Origin of the sequence: Hymenobacter sp. BT18, from assembly GCF_012273015.1 — a bacterium.
GTDB classification, from domain to species: domain Bacteria; phylum Bacteroidota; class Bacteroidia; order Cytophagales; family Hymenobacteraceae; genus Hymenobacter; species Hymenobacter lutimineralis.
The window spans coordinates 479,793-499,436 of the sequence record NZ_CP050954.1; the positions used below are offsets into that span (position 1 = coordinate 479,793).

22 protein-coding genes are annotated in these 19,644 nt (G+C 61.7%); 15 read left to right on the forward strand and 7 right to left on the reverse strand.

Features of this window, described 5'->3' with window-relative positions; genetic code table 11:
* Positions 1-66: 66 nt before the first annotated feature.
* From HER32_RS02060 to HER32_RS02075, 4 genes are read left to right on the forward strand one after another with little or no spacing between them, the layout of a single operon-like run.
* Positions 67-579: a DUF4112 domain-containing protein gene (locus tag HER32_RS02060; RefSeq protein WP_168680144.1), complete on the forward strand. Its 513-nt coding sequence runs from the start codon at positions 67-69 to the stop codon at positions 577-579.
* Between the two features lie 49 nt (positions 580-628).
* On the forward strand, positions 629-1,063 hold the full coding sequence (locus HER32_RS02065) for a hypothetical protein (protein WP_149069312.1): 435 nt from the start codon (positions 629-631) through the stop codon (positions 1,061-1,063).
* Entirely contained in the window at positions 1,060-1,755 is a 696-nt protein-coding gene (locus HER32_RS02070; RefSeq protein ID WP_232066339.1) for an SCO family protein, read from the forward strand. Before HER32_RS02065 ends, HER32_RS02070 begins: the two co-directional genes overlap by 4 nt.
* The gene (locus HER32_RS02075) at positions 1,755-2,177 is read left to right on the forward strand and encodes a c-type cytochrome (protein WP_168680146.1); all 423 of its coding nucleotides are present in this window, start codon (positions 1,755-1,757) and stop codon (positions 2,175-2,177) included. Before HER32_RS02070 ends, HER32_RS02075 begins: the two co-directional genes overlap by 1 nt.
* 67 nt (positions 2,178-2,244) lie before the next feature.
* Here the strand turns inward: HER32_RS02075 and HER32_RS02080 are convergent, their stop codons facing one another.
* Positions 2,245-3,654, reverse strand: a complete 1,410-nt coding sequence (locus HER32_RS02080; RefSeq protein WP_168680148.1) for an alpha/beta hydrolase family protein — start codon at positions 3,652-3,654, stop codon at positions 2,245-2,247.
* Positions 3,655-3,895: 241 nt separating this feature from the next.
* Here HER32_RS02080 and HER32_RS02085 point away from each other — a divergent pair, with 241 nt between their 5' ends.
* The 3 genes from HER32_RS02085 (at position 3,896) to HER32_RS02095 (ending at position 6,702) form a co-directional block, all read left to right on the forward strand.
* A complete protein-coding gene (locus tag HER32_RS02085; protein WP_168680151.1) occupies positions 3,896-4,924 on the forward strand; it encodes a sensor histidine kinase in 1,029 nt (342 codons plus the stop codon).
* The gene (locus HER32_RS02090) at positions 4,921-5,643 is read left to right on the forward strand and encodes a LytR/AlgR family response regulator transcription factor (RefSeq protein WP_168680153.1); all 723 of its coding nucleotides are present in this window, start codon (positions 4,921-4,923) and stop codon (positions 5,641-5,643) included. Before HER32_RS02085 ends, HER32_RS02090 begins: the two co-directional genes overlap by 4 nt.
* Before the next feature lie 84 nt (positions 5,644-5,727).
* Positions 5,728-6,702 carry an enhanced serine sensitivity protein SseB C-terminal domain-containing protein gene (locus HER32_RS02095; protein ID WP_168680155.1) on the forward strand — a complete coding sequence of 325 codons (975 nt, stop codon included), beginning with the start codon at positions 5,728-5,730 and terminating at the stop codon, positions 6,700-6,702.
* 57 nt (positions 6,703-6,759) lie between these two features.
* Here HER32_RS02095 and HER32_RS02100 read toward each other — a convergent pair whose 3' ends face one another.
* Positions 6,760-7,323 carry a DUF2062 domain-containing protein gene (locus HER32_RS02100; protein WP_168680157.1) on the reverse strand — a complete coding sequence of 188 codons (564 nt, stop codon included), beginning with the start codon at positions 7,321-7,323 and terminating at the stop codon, positions 6,760-6,762.
* Between the two features lie 97 nt (positions 7,324-7,420).
* On the opposite strand from HER32_RS02100, the gene HER32_RS02105 reads away from it, so the two are divergent.
* Positions 7,421-8,359 (forward strand): YihY/virulence factor BrkB family protein, encoded by a 939-nt coding sequence (locus HER32_RS02105; RefSeq protein WP_168680159.1) that lies wholly within the window; start codon positions 7,421-7,423, stop codon positions 8,357-8,359.
* Positions 8,360-8,414: 55 nt separating this feature from the next.
* Positions 8,415-9,803: a DEAD/DEAH box helicase gene (locus HER32_RS02110; protein ID WP_168680161.1), complete on the forward strand. Its 1,389-nt coding sequence runs from the start codon at positions 8,415-8,417 to the stop codon at positions 9,801-9,803.
* Between the two features lie 53 nt (positions 9,804-9,856).
* Here the strand turns inward: HER32_RS02110 and HER32_RS02115 are convergent, their stop codons facing one another.
* Positions 9,857-10,414: a hypothetical protein gene (locus HER32_RS02115; RefSeq protein ID WP_168680163.1), complete on the reverse strand. Its 558-nt coding sequence runs from the start codon at positions 10,412-10,414 to the stop codon at positions 9,857-9,859.
* Positions 10,415-10,508: 94 nt separating this feature from the next.
* Here HER32_RS02115 and HER32_RS02120 point away from each other — a divergent pair, with 94 nt between their 5' ends.
* From HER32_RS02120 to HER32_RS02140, 5 genes are read left to right on the forward strand one after another with little or no spacing between them, the layout of a single operon-like run.
* On the forward strand, positions 10,509-11,285 hold the full coding sequence (locus HER32_RS02120; protein WP_168680165.1) for a prolipoprotein diacylglyceryl transferase: 777 nt from the start codon (positions 10,509-10,511) through the stop codon (positions 11,283-11,285).
* 5 nt (positions 11,286-11,290) lie between these two features.
* Positions 11,291-11,803, forward strand: a complete 513-nt coding sequence (locus HER32_RS02125; RefSeq protein WP_168680167.1) for a hypothetical protein — start codon at positions 11,291-11,293, stop codon at positions 11,801-11,803.
* A gap of 35 nt (positions 11,804-11,838) precedes the next feature.
* Complete coding sequence (locus tag HER32_RS02130) at positions 11,839-13,239, forward strand: radical SAM protein (RefSeq protein ID WP_168680169.1); 1,401 nt, start codon at positions 11,839-11,841, stop codon at positions 13,237-13,239.
* A 1-nt stretch (position 13,240) separates the two neighbouring features.
* Positions 13,241-13,522: a hypothetical protein gene (locus HER32_RS02135; protein WP_168680171.1), complete on the forward strand. Its 282-nt coding sequence runs from the start codon at positions 13,241-13,243 to the stop codon at positions 13,520-13,522.
* 11 nt (positions 13,523-13,533) lie between these two features.
* On the forward strand, positions 13,534-13,836 hold the full coding sequence (locus HER32_RS02140; protein WP_168680173.1) for a hypothetical protein: 303 nt from the start codon (positions 13,534-13,536) through the stop codon (positions 13,834-13,836).
* Positions 13,837-13,914: 78 nt separating this feature from the next.
* Here the strand turns inward: HER32_RS02140 and HER32_RS02145 are convergent, their stop codons facing one another.
* From HER32_RS02145 to HER32_RS02160, 4 genes are read right to left on the reverse strand one after another with little or no spacing between them, the layout of a single operon-like run.
* Positions 13,915-15,189, reverse strand: coding sequence for a DUF3570 domain-containing protein (locus tag HER32_RS02145; protein WP_168680175.1), 1,275 nt, complete (start codon positions 15,187-15,189; stop codon positions 13,915-13,917).
* A gap of 30 nt (positions 15,190-15,219) precedes the next feature.
* Entirely contained in the window at positions 15,220-15,453 is a 234-nt protein-coding gene (locus tag HER32_RS02150; RefSeq protein ID WP_149069296.1) for a DUF4266 domain-containing protein, read from the reverse strand.
* Complete coding sequence (locus HER32_RS02155; RefSeq protein WP_168680177.1) at positions 15,450-16,520, reverse strand: FAD:protein FMN transferase; 1,071 nt, start codon at positions 16,518-16,520, stop codon at positions 15,450-15,452. The genes HER32_RS02150 and HER32_RS02155 overlap by 4 nt, the downstream gene beginning before the upstream one ends.
* 2 nt (positions 16,521-16,522) lie before the next feature.
* Positions 16,523-16,978 carry a thioredoxin family protein gene (locus HER32_RS02160; protein ID WP_149069294.1) on the reverse strand — a complete coding sequence of 152 codons (456 nt, stop codon included), beginning with the start codon at positions 16,976-16,978 and terminating at the stop codon, positions 16,523-16,525.
* Positions 16,979-17,313: 335 nt separating this feature from the next.
* Here HER32_RS02160 and HER32_RS02165 point away from each other — a divergent pair, with 335 nt between their 5' ends.
* Positions 17,314-19,608: a molybdopterin oxidoreductase family protein gene (locus tag HER32_RS02165; RefSeq protein WP_168680179.1), complete on the forward strand. Its 2,295-nt coding sequence runs from the start codon at positions 17,314-17,316 to the stop codon at positions 19,606-19,608.
* Positions 19,609-19,644 lie beyond the last annotated feature (36 nt).

The window sequence follows — 19,644 nt, forward strand, 5'->3', positions numbered from 1 at the left end:
CGGCGCAATAGGTTGGTTTATCATTTTCCGCGGAGTTGCGTTAGAAGGCGCATAACCTCTCCCTGTATGGCCTCCTCTTCTGTTTCTCCGGCTTCTCCCACTTCCTTCGACCAGGATGAGCGCCTGCGCTGGGTGTCGCACATTTCCCGGCTCATGGACAGTCAGTTCCGCGTGCCCGGCACCACCTGGCGCTTTGGCCTCGACCCCATCATGGGCCTGCTTCCGGTAGTGGGTAACCTGCCGTCGATGGCCATTTCCGGGGTGCTCATCATGACCATGTTCCGCCACGGAGCCAGCGGCAGCCTCATTATGCGCATGGTTATCAACGTGGTCCTGGATTCGCTCATTGGCTCCATTCCCATCCTGGGCAATATTTTTGATTTTGCCTATAAAGCCAACGACCGGAACGTGCAGCTGCTGCGCCGCCACTACCAGGAAGGCCGCTACCAGGGCAGCGGCAAAGGGCTGATGGTTGTGGTAGCCATTGTATTGCTGCTGGGCTTTGGGCTCCTGCTCTGGGGCACCTGGACGCTGGCTTCCTGGCTCTGGCACTACGCCGAGCTGCATGCCAGCTGGTAACCCGGCCAATGGTTGAGCATGGTTGCCAATCGTGCTGTACCTTTGCCGCGTGCGTACTTTTTCGATTGTTGTTGCCCTCCTGATTGGCCTGAGCGGTCTGCTCCCCGCCTGCACTTCCTCGCCCAACCCTGCCGAGCAGGTAGCGGCCGCCGAGCAGCGCGTGCTGGCCTCCCACGACTCCCTGATGGCGCGGATGGACCAGCTCTACTCCCGCCGCCAGCAGCTCCAGGCCCTACCCGCCGCCGACTCCGCGGGCGCGGCTGCCCGTAGGCGCGCCCTGCTGGCCGCCGAAAGCGCCATGATGGGCTGGATGCACCAGTACCGCAAGCCCGCCGACACGGTAGCGCCGGCCCGGCAGCTGGCTTACTTTGCCCGGCAGCAGCAGCGCATCGATTCCGTGGGCCTTCTCATGAACAGCAGCCTCGACTCCGCGCAGGCGCTATTGCCCGCGGCCCCGGCGGCCGCTACTCCTTCTTCTCTATGATGCGTTTTCTCCTCCGCCAGGCTTTGCGCAGCAGCGCACTGGCCTGGTCGGCCGGCCTGCTGCTGGCTTCCTGCTCGCTCGATTCTAACCCCGATAAAGCGGCTACCCTACCTTACATTGGGGAGCGGGAAGTGAAGCCCCGCGCCGATGGTGGCCCGGCCGATACGGTGTTTGCCGTGGTGCCGACGTTCCACCTGACCAACCAGCAAGGTCAGCCGGTTACCAAGGCTACGTTTGCCGGCAAGGTGTATGTCACGGATTTCTTTTTTGCCACCTGCCCCAGCATCTGCCCCAAAATGCAGAGTGAGCTGCTGCGGGTGTATGAGCAGTACAAAGGCAACCCGCGCGTGGCCTTTCTCTCCCACACCATCGACCCGGACCACGACTCTATTCCGGTGCTGCGCGACTACGCCGAGCGGCTGGGTGTGAAAGACGCCAGCCAGTGGCACTTCGCCACGGCCCCGCGCGACACCATTTTTGGATTGGCACATGCCTACTTCACCGCGGCCCAGCCCGACAAGGAAGCCCCGGGCGGCGTAGCCCACAACGGCACCTTTGCGTTGGTTGACAGCAAAGGCCATGTGCGCGGCCTTTACGATGGCATGGTGAAAGCCGAGGTAGACCGCCTCATCCGCGAGCTGCCCGTGCTACTGAAAGAGGAAGAACAAACCGCGGCCACCGCAGCCAACTGATGCGCTGGCTGCGCACTTGCCTGCAGGCGGCCGCGGTACTGGCGGCAGCTCTGAGCATAGGCGGCTGTTTTTCCAACCGCCAGAACGAAGGCGCCAAGCTCTACCAGACGCACTGCGCCAGCTGCCACGGCGAGCAGGGCGAAGGCCTGCGCCGCCTGATTCCGCCCGTAGCCGCCTCCGACTACGTAACGCGCAACCGGGCTAGTCTGCCCTGCCTGGTGCGCAAGGGCCAGCGCGGGCCGGTGGTCGTCAATGGCGTGGAGTACAACCAAGTGATGCCCGGCCATACTGACCTGACTGACTCGCAGATTGCCAACCTGCTGAACTTCGTGCAGCAGAACTGGGGCAATAAGAACGAGCCCTATACCATCCGGGAAGTGTCGGAATTGCTGGGCCGCTGCAATGGCTCTGACGGTCAATGAAAAGTGAGAGCTGTGAAGTAGGGGTTGTATGACACCTACTTCACAGCTCTCACTTCCTCTATTTTAGCTACTTGCCGCTTGTGTGAGTTTTTAACCAGGACCCTACGGCCTCCAAGGCTGCCGGGGCAAAGGTTTCTTCCAAGCCTACGTATTCCTGCGGGGCGCCTGTATTGGCTGTTTGGAAGAGGTGGTTGAGGCCCGGTAAGATCCGAAATGTAACGTCGCGGTTGTGGGCCGCTTTTAGCCCCTGCTCAATGGCTTGCAGATTCTCTGCGGCGGCCACCTGGGTATCTTTGGCGCCGTTGAGCGCCAGCACGGGCACTTTTACTTTCTGCAGATAAGTGGCCACGTCCGTGGTGAGGAAATAGCGCATCCACGGTCCCGTGAGCGGGGCTACTCCCTTCAGGGCTTCCTCCGCGCTTACCTGCGGCTGCAGCTGCTGTACGCGTGACGCCAATAGCTTAGTTAGCGCCTCGGTGCTGGTGCTGGCCGGCTGGCGGCGTAGCTCCGCGAACAATGCCCCATTTACGCGCCGCATCTCGCCCAGCGAGGCCGTATCCATACCTTGGGCCCGCCCAATGTCTTGCTGCTGACGTAGCAGCACGGCGTCGCCGGCCAGGCCGGGGCCGGCTAGGGTCACCACCAGGTTGGGCCCGCCGGGTTGGGCGGCCGTTTGCCAGGCTATCAGGCCGCCTTCGCTGTGCCCAATCAGGGCTACCTGGTCGGGCTTGATGTCGGGGCGGGTACGCAGGTAAGCCAGGGCCGCCTGCGCATCGGTGGTGAAGTCAGCAGTGGTGGCACCGGCAAACGTACCCCCGGACTGAGCCGTGCCCCGGTCGTCGTAGCGCAGCACGGCAAAGCCCTGGCGGGTAAGGTAGTCGGCCAGCACGAGGAAGGGCTGGTGGCCGAGAATGGACTCGTTGCGGTCCTGGGGGCCGGAGCCGCTCACCAGCACCACCGCCGGGAAGCGGCCTTTGCCCTTGGGCAGGGTGAGCGTACCCGCCAGGTTTAGCTTCGCCTTTGCATTCGTGAAGCTGACATCCTGGCTTTGGTAAGGAAACGGTGCCTGGGGTGTTTGCGGGCGGCGCAGGGCTGCCTTGGCCGGGGCCGCGCCGTGCGTCAGGGTCAGGGGCATTTCGGCGCCGCCCTGCTGCCACAAGCCTGACACCTGCTGTTGATCGGGCGAGAACCGACCGATAAACCGGGCTTCCAGGGGCGTGAGCGTCAGGTACAAACTATCGGCGCGCAGCTGGACGCGCGTGATGTTCATGTCTTTCAGCCCTTGCTGAGGTACCGATAGGGTTCCGCTGAGCGCGGCCGGGGTGCCGGCCAGGGTGAACACGGTTTGCAGGTCTCCGGAAGGCAGCTTTAAGCTACCCTGCCAGGTGCCGGCCGGGCCGCTGGGCGTTTGCGCCAGCGCGGCAGTAGCCGTGAGCAGACCACCGAAAGTGAGGGCAAGTAGAGAGGTAGTTTTCATAGGGTAAGGTTGGAAAAGTAAGACACGTTGCACGAAGTCCGCGAAAAGCCGCGCCCTTTCGATGCCCAAAACTGCCGGGCCGATGGCTGGAATAAAAACCGGCCGGACCAACCCGCCCAAAAAAGGGACCAACACCTTACCGGTCCGGATAACCCGCGTTCATCATGCGCAGTTGGTGGCCGCAGCCCTATCGCCTACTTTCGTTCTGAGCCTGGCCGGGTTGGTAAGGACTCGACTACGTATGGCTACTTCTGCTTTTCCGACTCCTCGCGTGGGGCTGCCTTCCTGGCTTCGGCTGACGCTCCGCGACGCGCTGGTGTGGTCGTCCATGCTCGCGCTGTCGGTGGTGGCCGACCGCCGCTTTCTGACGGGTGATTTTCCCTGGGCGGTCTTTCGCGAGTTTCTGGTGTACCTGCTGCTGCCTACTGTGGGCGCCGTGTACGTGAACCACCTGGTGCTGGTGCCCCGCCTGCTGGACCAGGGCCGCTACTTTCAGTACCTGGCTGCGCTGCTGGCCTGGTCGCTGCTGCTGGGCGGGGTACTCAAGCTCGTATTTACCCGCTTCTACGCCCAGGATTCGTGGGGGCATAGCAGCTTCAACGTGCTGTTTGTGCAGCTGCTGGCCATGGGCGTGCTCATGGTGTGGCGCTCCATCACGCAGCGTCGCACCCGCCTGCGCACCCAGCTGCTGGAGCGCGACCAGCAACTGCGCCTTTTGGAAGCCCAGGTAAACCCCCACTTTCTCTTTAATACCCTCAACAGCCTCTACGCCCTCAGCCTCACCCAGAGCCCCCAAACGCCTGACATGCTCCTGGCGCTTTCCGGGCTGATGCGCTACCAGCTGGACAGCACCCAGCGCCCCCGCGTGCCCTTACAGGAAGAGCTGGATTACCTGCGCAGCTACACGGCCCTGCAGGCCCTGCGCCTGGGTGCGCGCTGCCCGCTGGTGGTAGAGCTGCCCGAGCCCGAACAGGCGGCGGGCTTCACGGTGCCGCCCCTGCTGTTTCTGGCCCTCATCGAAAATGCCTTCACTTACGGTACGCGCCGCGCCCAGGGCTCTTTTGTGACGATAAAACTGACGCTGGAAGCCGGAAAACTGCACCTGAGCTTGCGCAACGCCCTGCCCCCGGCCACCGATGCCGGCGGTGGAGCAGGCACTGGCCTCGCCAATACCCGCCAGCGCCTGGCCCTTCTATACCCCGACCGGCATACCTTGCACGCCGAAGCCTCGGCCACCGAGTTCTGCACCGACCTCTACCTTGCCCTATGAACCCTGCTCCCCTGCGCGTGCTGATTGTGGACGATGAGCCCCTGGCCCACGAGGTGTTGCGCACCTACATTGGGCGGGTGGCTCACCTCACCGTGGCCGGCCACTGCTACACCGCCGCCGAGGCCCTGGCGTTTCTGCACCAGCACCCGGTAGATGCCGTGCTGCTGGATATTCAGATGCCCGAAATGAGCGGACTGGAGCTGCTGCAGGCCCTGCCTCAGCGCCCCCCCGTCATCCTCACCACGGCCCACAGCGAGTTTGCCCTCGAAAGCTACGAGCACGGCGTGATTGACTACCTGATGAAGCCCGTGCCTTTTCCCCGGTTTCTGAAAGCCATAGGTCGCCTGGGTGCCGGAACGATGGCCCCGTCAGCTCCCACGCCGGCTTCCGCTGCCGAGCCCCCGGCCGCCCTGCTCCTGCGCGATGGGGCCACCACCCACCGAGTAGCGCTGGCCGATATTCAGCTGCTGGAAGCCTACGGCAACTACGTGAAGGTGCACACCGTGGCCGGCCGCCTAGTAGTGACGGATACATTGCGCCGCCTGCTCACGGAGCTGCCGGAAGCGGAGTTTGTGCGGGTGCATAAGTCCTACGTGGTGCCGCTGCGGCGGGTGGAGCGGCTGGAAAGCCAGCAGCTGACGGTGGCCGGCCAGATACTGCCCCTGGGCGCCGCCTTCCGCCAGGATTTCTTGCGGCGCTGGCAGCAAACGGCCCAGTAGGCGCGCGGTTTTAGCGGCGGCAACGGGGTGCATCTTCCCCAAAACCTCCTTAGCTTGCAGCTTCACCCCGAATCTGACTCTGCAATGGGACTATTTGACTTCCTGAAAAAGAAAAACGACGAAGCTACCCCCGCGCCGACTACCCCGCCGGCCGCACCCGGTAAGCCTGAAGCTGGTACGCCTGAGACACCGGCAGCGGCTGAGCGCAAAGGCCCGCGCTACTCGCGCCCGCAATACACTTCGCCTACCGCTACGCCCGCCCCGGTAATGCCGCCCATGCCGGTTTCGCCCGTGCCGCCCATGCCACCGCAGCCTGCCTTCGAGCCGCAGAATGCCCTGGAAGAAGCCCTGATGCGCGCGGCCAACGAGCCGCAGTTCCGGCCTATCTTCTACCAGGAGCTGCTGGGCCACGAGCTGATTATCCTGCCTTTGCCCTCCGAAGGCCGCGACTCCGGCGAAATCACCATTGAGCCCGGCTCGGAAGTGAAGCTGCAAATGCTCAACGACAACAAGCTGCCCGTGTTCAGCTCCCTGGAGCGGGTGTTTGAGGGCGGCATCGTGCCCGAGGGCGTGCCCTACCTGCGCATGCGTGGGTTCGACTTCTTCAACATGGTGCGCGGGGCCGAGTGTGTGCTCAACCCCTTCTCCCCGGTGGGCAAGCTGCTCACCAACCAGGAGCTGGAAGATCTGCTGTCGGGCACCCTGAACGAGGAAGGCCCGCAGGGTCTGGCTCCCGATACGCGCGTGCAGCTCAGCCAGCCTGCCGAATACCCCACGGCCCTGGCCGAGTCGATCCGGAAGTTCAGTATGGCCCAGCCCCTGGTGCAGGCCGTTTATCTGGCGCAAATGCAGGTAGAAGGCACCCCAGAGCCTTCGCGCCTGCTGCTGGGCTTTCAGATTGAGGGCGAAGATGCCAGCTTCCTCCAGGAAATGGGCCCCTTCGTGCAGCCCTACCTGCAGGAAGGCCAGCTGGTAGACATGATGGTCCTCAACCCCGACCCCAACGACCCGCTGGCAGGCTACTTCCGCCAGACCGAGCCGGTTTATCAGAAGGCCTAAGCCACCGACCTTTCTTATGTTGATGGCTCCCGCGGCGCGCCGCGGGAGCCATCTTTTTTATTCTGGCCTAATTTCTTCTTCTGCCTGCTGCGCGTTGCTTACGGCCGCCGGCTGCCGGGCAGCCAGGCGCTTGAACACCGGCTGCAGCCCCAGGTAGAGCAAGAGGCCCAGAGGTACCGAAAGCCCGGCCCACAGCAGCAGTGCCCCCAGCTCGGCCCGCCAAAGCAGCTGCAGCCCGCCGGCCCAGTCGTGGGCGAAGTAGTACTGCAGTCGGCTCAGCGTGAGTTGGGGGGCATGGCCTCCGCTGAGCAGGCGCCCACCCCATTGCAGCAGCGGAATCATCACCAGCAGCTGCAGGGGGCTCATTAAGTGGCTGACGAGCAGCATGGCCGCCACGTTCAGGCGCAGGCGCAGGGCCACGAAGGAAGCCAGTAGGGTAGTCACGCCCAGCAGGGGCACCAGCCCAAAGGATACGCCCAGCGCCACGGTGAGGGCCAGCTGCTTGGGTGAAAGTCCCTGCCGCAGGATGGCCAGAGCGGGCTGAATTACTTTACGCCGCAGCCAGCCATCCGGCGGGGCGGGAGGCCCGGAGGCATCGGGAGGGGGAAGCGGCTGTAACACAAAATCGGGCGAAAGTAGCGGGAGAAGATGCAGGGGCGCTGCGTATCTTCGCGCAATGCACCCGCGGCCATTCGCCCACAGGATGGGTGAGTAACCAATGGCAAAAGTACGAGCCCCCGGCCAGCCCCGGCCTAAAGTCTGGACGGATTTCTTTTGGCTGCTGCGCAAGGCCGCCCAGGAGCTGGCAGCCAACGACCCGTTGCGCCTGGGCGCGGCTACCGCGTTTTTTACGTCATTTGCCCTGCCCCCTATTCTGATCATTCTGGTGCAGCTGCTGGGCTCCTTGTACTCCACTAGCTTGGTGCGGGGGCTGCTGCTCACCAAGCTGGCCAACCTGCTGGGCTCCTCGGCGGCGGAGCTGGTGCAGCAGATTCTGAAGAACGTGACCAACGTGGAGCGCAGCCGGCTGGTGTCGTGGCTGGGGTTTGGGTTTCTGCTTTTCATTGCCACCACGCTGTTCGTGGTCATCCAGAACTCGCTCAATCAGCTCTGGAACATGCGGCCCCGGCGTACCACGAAGCAGCTGGCGAAGATGCTGAAGGAGCGGGCCCGCTCCCTGGGCGCCCTGCTGGCCACGGCGTTGCTTTCGGTGCTGGCCTTCACCTCCGATACTATTCTGGCTTTGTTCGCCGACTATATCAAGGACTTTGATGCCACCTTCGGCTATTATCTGGTGCAGATACTCAACCAGGTAATTTCTCTGCTGATACTGGCGGCCTGGTTTGCGGCCACGTTTCGCAACCTGAGTTTGGCCAAAGTACCCTGGCGGGCTGTGCTGCGCGGGGCCGTGCTCACCGCCGTGTTCATCGATATCGGCGAGTTTATTCTGGGGCACTTGCTGGTGCAGCGCAACCTGGGGCCCATTTACGGGCCGGCGTCCAGCCTGGTGCTGGTGCTGCTGTTCGTGTTTTACTCCGCCATGATTTTCTACTTCGGGGCCTGCTTCACCAAGGTCTACGCCCATTACATTGGCATTGATATCCGCCCCAAGAAGTCGGCCGTGCGCTACCGCCTGGTGGATGTGACGGAGGAGTAACGGGCTGAATGGCCAGCTGACCACCCAGGCAGTCAACAATAGTTACCTTTGCCCCATGAGTACCCTTACCTTCGCCGACCTCGGCCTCGCGCCCACCTTGCTGCAAGCTCTCGAAGAGCTGACTTTCGCGGCCCCTACCCCCGTCCAAGAACAAGTTATTCCGATGGCGCTGGCCGGGCAGGACGTGGTAGGGCAGGCGCCTACCGGCTCCGGCAAAACCGCCGCCTACGGCCTGTCGGTGCTGCAGCAGCTGGATGTGCAGGTAGATGCCGTGCAGGTGATTGTGCTGGTGCCGGCCCGGGAGCTGGCCCTGCAGGTGCGCGACGCCCTCAAAAAGCTCGGCAAGTACTTGCCCAACCTGCGCGTAGCGGCCTTCTACGGAGGGCACGCGTTCCGCGAGGAAACAGCCTCACTCAAGCAGGCGCCGCACGTGGTAGTGGCCACGCCCGGCCGTCTGCTCGACCACTTCGAGCGGCGCAGCATCATTCCCAATCAGCTGAAGGTGCTGGTGCTGGATGAAGCCGATAAGCTGCTGGAGCTGGGCTTCCAGGACGAGCTGGTGGAGATAATCAAGCGCCTGCCGCGCCGCCGCCAGACCCTGCTGTTCTCGGCTACCATGTCGGACAAAGTACTGGATCTGATTCGCAAGAATCTGACGCGGCCCCGCGTGGTAAATGCCGGCGAAGACACCGACGAGCTACCCGAAAACCTTACGCTGCTGGGCCACGTGGGTACCCTGGAGCAAAAGCCCGCCGCCCTGCTGCACCTGCTCAACCAGCCCGAAACCGGCCGCGCCCTCATTTTCTGCAACACCCGGGAGCGGTGCGCCGAGCTGGCCCGCTTCCTGCACGGGCGCGGGGTGGCGGCCGAAATGCTGCACGGTAAAATGCCCCAGCCCGAGCGGGACAAAGCCCTGATGAAGCTGCGCAACAACTCGGCCCAGGTGCTGGTAGCCACCGACGTAGCCGCCCGCGGCCTCGACGTGACCCTGCTCGACACCGTGGTGCAGTACGACGCCCCCGACAAAGCCGACGGTTTCCAGCACCGTGCCGGCCGCACCGCCCGCGCCGGCGCTGCGGGCACGGCCCACCTGCTGGCCACGCCCAAAGAGCAAGCCCACGTGCAGAAGTGGCCCATTGCCGAAGGCATCAAGTGGAAGCCCATGCATGCGCCCAAGCTACCACCCGCTGCGCCCAAAGCGCCCCGCCCCGAAAACGTAACCCTGCACGTTTCGGCCGGCAAGAAGGATAAGGTAAGTGCCCACGACCTGGTAGGTGCCTTCGTAAACGTGGGCGGCGTGGGCCGCGACCAGGTGGGTCATATCGAAGTCTTCGATTACTACAGCTACGTGGCCGTGCCCCGCCAGATGGCCCCGGAAGTGGCCGAGCGCCTGATGGGAGCTAAGGTGAAAGGCAAGAAAGTGCGCGTGTCGGTAGTGGAGTAAACGCTCCGGCTGCTTGGAATAGCTGCTAAAGCTAGCTTGCGGCAGTTGGTTTTTTAGGGGTTGGTGCGTAAGGCTGGTACCTGCAGCCGCTTGCCTTTCTCGTCGAGCGGATACATGTGGGTGGAATCCGCCAATAGGTCTACTTTCAGCCGGAGCATTGGCCTGCCAGAGCCATGGGGGCCCCGCCGCAGTGCCTCCAGTAATGCGTTTTGCACCTTAGTTGGTATCGGCTTATGTAGTGGCTTCGTAGCCAAGGGCAGAGCCAGCGCCAGAGTCCGTACGCCGCCGGCCGGTACTGGCAGCCCCCGGCCTTGGTCGTGGTCTGATTCCGGCCAGGCGTAGCCCCGGAAGTACAGGCTCCCGTACGCCCGGCGCAGCGTAAAGGCCCGGTCATTGTCGTTATGAATTTCCACCACTAGATGCAGCATAGGTGGTGTAGTGGGGGTTGCCGCCGATAGGCTGTCGGCCGACACCACCCGGGCCGCATAGTGGGGCACTTGGAACAACGCCCCCACCAACGAGGCGCATTGGCCCCAGAGCAACAGCGCCAATAGACCCACCAGGGCCAGTACAGCAGACGACGGGCGCCGAACCAGAGCAGCTTTTCCCATGGAGCCCAACTTACCGAAAATGCCGTAATTGAGCCCAAGCTGCCTTCGCCGGTTTTGAGGGGCAGTGCTTACCCCGATTTTTCTGCCCCTGTTCTTGACGTATCCCGTCCAACTTATCTTCGGTCCGCTGGTGCTGCCGGTACACCTCTTGTTCGAGGTGCTGGCCTACTCTCTGGGCTACCGGTTCTACCAAAAGCTGCGCGCCCGCACCCTCGACCCGATTTCCGACGAGCACCGCCTCTGGATTTTTGTGGGCTGCGCGGCCGGGGCGCTGCTGGGCTCCCGGGCGCTGGGGCTGCTGGAGCACCCGGAGCTGCTAGCCCACCCACCCGGCGGCTGGCTGTACTACTTCACTAACAAAACCATTGTGGGTGGCCTGCTCGGCGGACTTATCGGCGTGGAGCTGACCAAGAAGCGCCTCGGCGTAACGGCCTCCAGCGGCGACCTGATGGTGTACCCCATTCTGCTAGGCATGTGTTTGGGCCGCCTGGGCTGCCACTTCGCCGGCCTCACCGATGGCACCTTCGGCACCGCCACCACCCTGCCCTGGGGAATCGACTTCGGCGACGGAACCTCGCGTCACCCCACCAACCTCTACGAAATCGGCTGGCTGGCCTTGCTGGGCGCGGGCCTCTGGCTGGCGGAGCGCCGCCGGCCGCTGCCCGCGGGCTGGCGGTTCCGGTTTTTTATGGTAGGTTACCTGCTGTTCCGCCTGCTGGTCGAGTTCCTCAAGCCCACGCCCACCCCGAGCGGCTGGGGCCTCACCGCCATTCAGTGGGCCTGCGTGGCTGGGCTGGGGTATTATGGGTGGCTATACGCTACTTGTAATACAATTATAGCGGACTCAAAAAATGGTAAAGCATACAAATAGATATTATGAGAAATAGTTCTAAGCGCTGGCTGATGAGTATGCTAAAAACATCAGGCAGTCAGAGGAGATATGTGCAGAATGGAAACGCTGCTGATGAGAGGCATGTAAAGGGTAAAACGTGCTTTGACAATCTACCAAAACACGAAAGTGTAAAATCGACGCTTAAGTTTTATAATGGCAAAATTAATACTGGGCCATTGGTAAAGTTTCTTCGAAATAATATTGGAGCAGACTGGGATGAGGTGTATTCAGAAGTCATTGCTCGAATTCCATCCAAACTATTGGATTACAAGGAAATGATTTTCTGGTTTGTAGCAGACAAAGTAGATGTGGTTGATGGAAAGCTTTGGAATAGAAAAACGCAGAAATTTATCTGGACTGATGGACCATATATCTTAAGGCATCACACCGAAATGAATCTTAATCCAGAGTTCAGGGAGTTTTATGTCGATTCAGACACCAATATCCTAAAACATATTCCACAAAAATCTTTCAAGAAAATTAGTGTTCGTCAGTAGAAATGATTTTTGTCATTTAGTTTTTTATCCCTCTCATGCCCGAACGTCCCTATACCTACTACGACTTCACCCTGAGCTTGTGCCCGCACTGCTTGCGCCGGGTGGAGGCCAAAATTGTCTTCGAGGACGGGCAGGTGTTCATGCTCAAGCGCTGCCCCACCCACGGCCGGCAAAAAGTGCGCATCGCCACCGACGTGGAGTACTACAAGAGCATCCGCAACTACGTGAAGCCCAGCGAAACCCCACGCCGCTTCAACACCGCCACCCACTACGGCTGCCCCTACGACTGTGGCCTGTGCACCGACCACGAGCAGCACAGCTGCCTGACCGTCATTGAAATAACGGACCGCTGCAACCTGACCTGCCCCACCTGCTACGCCGAAAGCAGCCCCCACCACGGTCGGCACCGCACCCTGGAGGAAGTGGAGGCCATGATTGACGTGCTTGTTCTCAACGAAGGGGAGCCCGACGTAGTGCAGATTTCGGGCGGGGAGCCCACCCTGCACCCGCAGTTCTGGGAAATACTGGACATGTGCAAGCGCAAGCCCATCAAGCACCTGATGGTGAACACCAACGGCGTGCGTCTGGCCAAGGATGAGGAGTTTGTGGCCCGGCTGGCTACCTACGCCGGGGCTTTCGAGGTGTACCTGCAGTTCGACTCCTTCCGCGAAAACGTGCTGCTCACCATGCGCGGCCGCGACCTGCGCGAAGTCAGGATGAAAGCCCTGGAGCACCTGAACAAGTATAACCTGAGCACCACCCTCGTCGTGACCCTGCAAAAGGGCCTCAACGACGACGAAATGGGCGAAATTATCGACTTTGCGCTAAAGCAGCGGTGCGTGCGCGGGGTCACGTTTCAGCCCACCCAGGCGGCCGGCCGCCTCGACAACTTCAACCCCGAAACTGACTCATTTTCGCTCACCGAAGTGCGTCAGGGCATCATCAACCAGAGCCCGGTCTTCACGGCCCAGGACCTGCTGCCCGTGCCCTGCAACCCCGATGCGCTGGCCATGGCCTACGCCCTCAAGCTGGAAGGCGAGGTCTACCCGCTCACCCGCTACATCGACCCGGCCGAGCTGCTCACCAACAGCAGCAACACCATCGTGTACGAACGGGACCCGCGCCTGCGCCAGCACATGCTGCGCCTGTTCAGCACCGCCAACACCGTGGATACCGTGGTGCCCGAGCTCAACCAGCTGCTTTGCTGCCTGCCCCAGGTGTCGGCGCCCAACCTGGGCTACGAAAACCTGTTCCGGGTCATCATCCTGCAGTTCATGGACGCCTGGAACTTCGACGTGCGGGCCGTGAAAAAGTCCTGCGTCCACATCGTGAGCAAGGACCTGAAAATCATTCCCTTCGAAACCATGAATATCTTCTACCGCGACCCGGAAAAGCTGGCCCGCCTGGCCGAGCTGCGCGAAGCCTCCGTTTTATAGTATGGAAACGCCGTCCCCTGAGAAAGGCCGTGTGGGCCTAGTCCTGCTCATCAATCTGGGCATTATTGTGGTTTTGCACGTGGGGCGGCAACTGCTCGACAGCAACGAGAGTATCTTCTTGATTCTGTTTGGTATGTCCTTTCTCAACGGCATGCTGTTTTTGCTGATGCTCGTGACGGGGAAGCGGAAAACCAGCCTGGGTTTCTTCCTGGCGGCCCTGCTGGTTTTCATCATTGGCTTCGGCGACTGCGCCACCCACCTTAATCTTGGCAACATGCACTAACCTCAACCGCTATGGAACCAACCCCAACACCCCGCCCTAACCATGTGTTGCGCAACAACCTGCTGCTCGTGCTGGTAGCGGCCGTAGTGCTGGGCTTGCTGGGGCGGTTTGTAGCGGTGGGCGCCGCTTTCCTGTTTGCGGGCGGCTACCTGGTACAAGTGCTGGTGAATGTGGTGCTGGGTGTGGTGCGGCTGGTGAAGGCCGAGCCGGGTCGAAGCGCCGCGCCTTACTTTCTAAGTGCCCTGCTGGTGCTCATCATCGGCTTCGGGGCCTGCAGCGCCATGGTGCTGGCCGGCCTGGACACCATGAATTGATAGCCCAAAGCCAGCACTTTCTGATGCAGACTCTAAGCTGACTTCTTGGTTGAACTTAACGAGAATCTACCCCTTAGCCTAGGGAAGGGTAAAGGAAAGGTCGGCGCTGATTAGGTTGGCCGTGAGGCCGGTGCTCTGCCGATAATGCGCGTAGCGCAAATCCAGGGCTTTGAACTTGGCCACCTGGCCTCCAAAGGGCGTTTTGAAGCGTCCAATGCCATACACCGGAGAGTAGCGCAGCCCCAGCCCCAGCTTGTTAGCGGAGAAGTTAGCCAGATCGTAATCGGAGGTATAGTATTCATCCGTGACGCTGTGCTCCAGATAGGGCGCGAAGTACGTGGCGGCGGTTTGAGTGTGGTAGCGGTAGAAAGGGTACAGCACAAAAAAGGGCGTCACCTTTAGCGGCGTTTCCAGCTCCAGGGTGTGCGCCCTGATGCCAAAGTTGTCGTTGTAGAACCGGTAGTAGCCGCGCAGCTGCACTAGGTCGGTGGCGTAGTAGTTCAGGCGCAAACCCACCGGGTACTTCAGCCGTTGCCGGGGCAGCAGTTCGGTTTTAGCCGTGCCCAGCGCCCCACCGGTTTCCCGGAAGTATACGCGGTGAAAAGGCGTGCTCAGCAGTCCGTTCTGGGCTACCAGCTCGGTGCTCACGGCCGCCTGCAAGCGCTGGGTGAGTACCTGCGAGTACACCAGGTTCAGGTTGTAGCTCTGGCGCGTATCGAAGCCGGAGCCATGGTCGCCGCCCCGCCCCTGGCGCAGTTCCGCGGGCAGGATCAGCGTAGCCCGGTCAAAGAACACCTGCGCGGCTGCGCTCAGCTCGCGGTTGCCATCGGCGGAGGCACGCGCCCAGGAGGCGGTGATATTCCCCGAGAGGTAGTCGTATTCCTTGGAAAAGCCCCCACCCACGCCCACAATCGTGCGCTTATCGGCCAGCTGCCGCGAGTAGCCCAGGTCCAGGTGGTAGCGCGTATCCGATGACGAAGGCGTGGACAGCACCTGGTCAATCCGGTCGGTGGAAGCGGAGGCGTAATAATCCACCCCCAGGTTGGCTGATACCCGCGTGGCGGAGTCCAGCGGCACGTTCAGGATAATGGTCGGGGTGAAGTCGGTTAGCTGCTGGGTGCCGCGGCCGCCTTCTACCGCCCCGTGGTCCCCCTCCTGGGCATAGTAGCTGGACAGAATGTTGATTTCCGTTTCGCCGTGGTTGCTGGGGTTGGGCGGACTCGGCGCCATGGTAGCCGGGGCCCCGTAGCCGTCTACCCGGTTGGGGGTGGGCGTGGCCTGGGCGCAGGCCAGCGTAGGCGCGGCCAGCAACGCCAGAACCTGAAAAACTGTGGTAAGTGCAGAGCGGAGCATGGCAGAAGAAAAGCGCGGATGTGTCATCGGTTAGTTGCAGCCGCAGCCCCCGCCTACTTTGCCGCCGTTGGCGCCGCCGGCGCCTTCCCGGTAACTTTCGAAGTTGGTTTCGTATACTTCGATGCGCTTGTTGGCCAGTTTCATATCCTCATCGTTGAGGTACATTTTCTGGTAGGCGGCTACCGATACACAGCTGGTGAAGCCGCTGCCAACCAGCAGCAGCAACCCTCCCAGCAAGAGCCGAAGCGTGGAAAAATAAGTCATGGTGTAACAGGGGTGGAGGTGGCCGCTGGTAGCGTGGCCGCGCTGTGATAGTAGTTTACCTGCATGCCTTTGGAGGCCAGGGTACGCCCGTCGTTGGTGATGAGGGTGCAGTCCACGCCCTTCAGCTGGTTGATGAACGCCAGCCCTTCTTCCGGGCCTTTCACGAACACCACTTCGTCGAGGCCGTCGGCCAGCTCCACATCGGGGCAGATAATAGTGACGGAGCGAAGTCCCGTGGCCGGGTAGCCCGTGTGCGGATTAATGATGTGCCCGTAGTACTGCCCGCCCACCGTAAAATATTGCTCGTAATTGCCGGCCGTCACCACGGCCACATCCGTTACCGTCAGCCACGACGACACCGACTGCGGGTAGGCCGGGTCGCCGATGGCAATGCGCCAAAGGGAGCCATCGGCCTGCCGGCCCCAGCAAGAAACGTCGCCCGAGCCGTTGATTAAGCCCCCCTGAATACCCATCTGTTTCATTAGCGCCTGAGCGCGCCGGACTCCATAGCCTTGCAGAATACCCGCCAGGTTCAGGCGCATGCCTTTGTCTTGCAGCATCACGGAGTGTGCCACTGGGTCCAGTAAAACCTTGTGGTAGTCGATGCGGGCCACGGAGGCTTTCACCACCTCGGGGGCGGGCAAAGCGGCATGTGCCTGCCGGTCGAACTGGTAGATTTTCTCCCCCCCGGCGAAGGTGATGTCGAAGGCCCCGCCGCTCAGCTCCGACAGCTTGAGCGTCCGCTGAATCAGGTCGTACACTTCGCGGTCAACTTTCACTGGCCGGATGCCCGCCTGGCGGTTCACCTGCGTTATCTGGGAAGTTGAGTCCCAATAGGAGAACAGCCGGTCGATGCGCCGGGCTTCGCGGATGCCGGCCCGAATGGCGCGCCACGCCAGCGTATCATCAGCTGCAACGGCCGTGAACGTGAAATGGGAGCCCATCAGGTGGGCCGAGCGGGTGAAGTTCCGGGGCTTGGCCGCTGGAGTTTGGGCCCACGCAGTGCTCATGCTCAGCAGCAGGCCCAGCAGCAGGCCCAGCGGTTGACGAATTGTGCGGAGCATCATCCTTAGCGCTTGGCCAGCAGCTGATTCAGGTAGGCATCGTAGGCAGCGGGGCCGCCGGGCCGGTAGCCCGTTTTGGCCAGCACCTTTCCCTCGGGCGAAAGCAAGACTACCAGCGGGAAGGAGCCTTCCTTATTGAGTTGGGCCGCGGCCTGCTCGTTTATCTTGGTTTGGGCGGCCGGCAGCTTGTTTTTCTTGCTGCGCGGAAAGTCGAAGCGGGCTAATACCAACTTGTCTTTGGCAAACTGCTGAAACTCGGGTTGGTCGAACACCTCCTGCTTCAGCATAATGCAGGGCTTGCACCAGTCGGAGCCCGAGAAAACAACCAACACAGGCTTATTACTGGCCTTAGCCTGTTGCAGGGCCTGCGCGAGGTCGGTATTCCAGCCCTCGGCTGGTGCCTGGGCTTGCACGCCCACACAGGGCAGCAGCAACAGCAGGAGAATGTTCAGAAAACGCATAAGAAGAAACCCTGGGCTAGATTAAAAACAGATTAAAACATAAACCGTGCTACTCTACGTAGCGGCTGCCAGGAAGGTCTATTCGCGAACTGCTTTTGACAGCAGGTCCCATGCTTGCCCCTCTCCTTCTGATGGCCTTCTCCTTCCGGAAAGCGCTGTGTGCTTGTTAGGTGGGTATTGCAACCGCGTCATGCTGGTACTCAACTCAACCAGAAAACCCCAATAAAAGATTAAAATAAAATTAAAATATCAGCTGATTTCCGCAATCCTAACGGACCTAGCTTCGTATCGGAGGGAGAAATACGCCCTTTTCAGTTCACTTACCTGCCCTGCTTATGTCGGAAACCCGCAATGCTATTCAGGATATTTGGGGGCCCCGCACGCCGTATCACGGAACGTGGCCCCTGCGCGAAAATGAACGGGTAACCGCAACGCCCGACCACTGGGTGCAGTCGGCCTGCGTGCTGTGCTCCAACGGCTGCGGCCTCGATATTGGCGTGAAAGATGGCCGCATCGTGGGCGTGCGGGGCCGGGCCGAAGACCGGATAAACCACGGCCGGCTGGGGCCCAAAGGGCTGCACGGCTGGGAGGCCAACCACAGTTCCGACCGCCTCACTAAACCCCTGATCCGGCGCAACGGGCAGCTGGAAGAAGTTAGCTGGGAGGAGGCCATGCGCCTGATTGTGGAACGCTCCCAAGAGCTGATCCGTCAGCACACGGCCAGCGCCATTGGCTTCTACACCTCCGGGCAGCTTTTTATCGAGGAGTATTACACCCTGGGCGTGCTGGGCAAAGCCGGCCTGGGCACCCCGCACATGGACGGCAACACCCGCCTGTGCACCGCCACGGCCGGCGCGGCCCTGAAGATTTCCTTTGGCACCGACGGGCAGCCCGGTTCCTACAACGACCTCAACACCACCGAGGCCGTGCTGCTGGTGGGCCACAACATGGCTTCCCAACAAACGGTGCTCTGGACGCGCATTCTCGACCGGCTGGCTGGGCCCAACCCACCGCAGCTAGTCGTTATTGACCCACGCCGCACCTACACCGCCGAAAAAGCCACCGTGCACTTGGCCCCACGCGCAGGTACCAACCTGGCCGTGCTCAATGGCCTGATTAACCTGCTCATCGAAGCCGACCAGATAGACCATGAATTCATTAAGGCGCACACGGTAGGGTTTGCGGAGCTGCGCCAGACGGTGGAGAAATGGACGCCGGAGCGGGTAGAGCACCTCACGGGCGTACCGGCCGACAAGCTGCTGGCGGCGGCGCGCATCCTTGGCAATAGCAAAACCCTGGTTTCTACGGCCCTGCAGGGCGTGTATCAGTCGATGCAGGCCACGGCCGCCGCAGTCCAGATCAACAATATTCACCTTATTCGCGGGCTTATTGGCACGCCCGGTAACGCCATTCTGCAAATGAACGGGCAGCCCACCTCCCAGAACACCCGCGAGTGCGGAGCCGACGGCGACCTGCCGGGCTTCCGCAACTGGGACAATCCTGACCACATGGAGGAGCTGGCCCGGCTCTGGAACGTGCACCCCGACAAGATTCCGCACTGGGCGCCGCCCACGCACGCCATGCAAATCTGGCGCTACTGCGAAACGGGCTCCATCAAGCTGCTCTGGATTCAGGCTACCAACCCGGCCGTGAGCATGCCGGAGCTGGCCCGTATCCGGCGCATTCTGCAGCAAAAAGACTTGCTGGTGGTCGTGCAGGACGCCTTTCTGACGGAAACCGCGAAGCTGGCCGACGTGGTGCTGCCTACGGCTATCTGGGGCGAGAAAACCGGCACTTTTACCAACACCGACCGCACCGTCCATATTTCCTACCAGGCCATCAATCCGCCCGGGGAGGCCCGGGCCGACTTCGACATTTTCCTGGATTATGCCCGGCGCATGGACTTCCGGGATAAAGACGGGCAGCCGCTCATCAAGTGGAGCACGCCGGAAGAGGCCTTTGAAGCCTGGAAAGCCTGCAGCAAAGGCCGCCCCTGCGACTACTCAGGCCTGAGCTACGAGAAGCTCACCGGGGGCTCCGGCATCCAGTGGCCCTGCAACGAGCAGCACCCCGACGGGGCCGAGCACCTCTACACCGACCACCAGTTCAACACCCACGCCGACTACTGCGAAACCTACGGCTACGACCTAGTAACGGGCGCCGAAAAGCAGCCCGAAGAATACAAGGCCAATGACCCCAAGGGCAAGGCCATCATCCTGGCCGCCGACTACGAGCCGCCCCACGAAGAACCCGATGCGGAGTATCCGCTCTGGTTTACAACGGGCCGCGTTGTTTACCACTTTCATACCCGCACCAAAACCGGCCGGGCCCGCGCCCTGCAGGAAGCGGCACCGGAAGGCTTTGTGCAGCTCTCGGCCGAGGATGCGGCCCGCCACGGCATAGCGGACGGCGACCTGGTAACCGTAGAGTCCCGGCGGGGTAAAGTAACTGAGCCAGCCCGCATCGGCGATATTGAGCCGGGGCTGGTGTTCATACCCTTCCACTACGGCTACTGGGACCACGATGAACACGACAAGCGCGCCGCCAACGAATTAACCCTCACGGAATGGGACCCGATCAGCAAGCAGCCCCACTTCAAGTATGCGGCCGTGCGCATCCGCAAAGCGTAGCTGCCCCACGCCCATCCTGTTTCCTTACTTAACGGC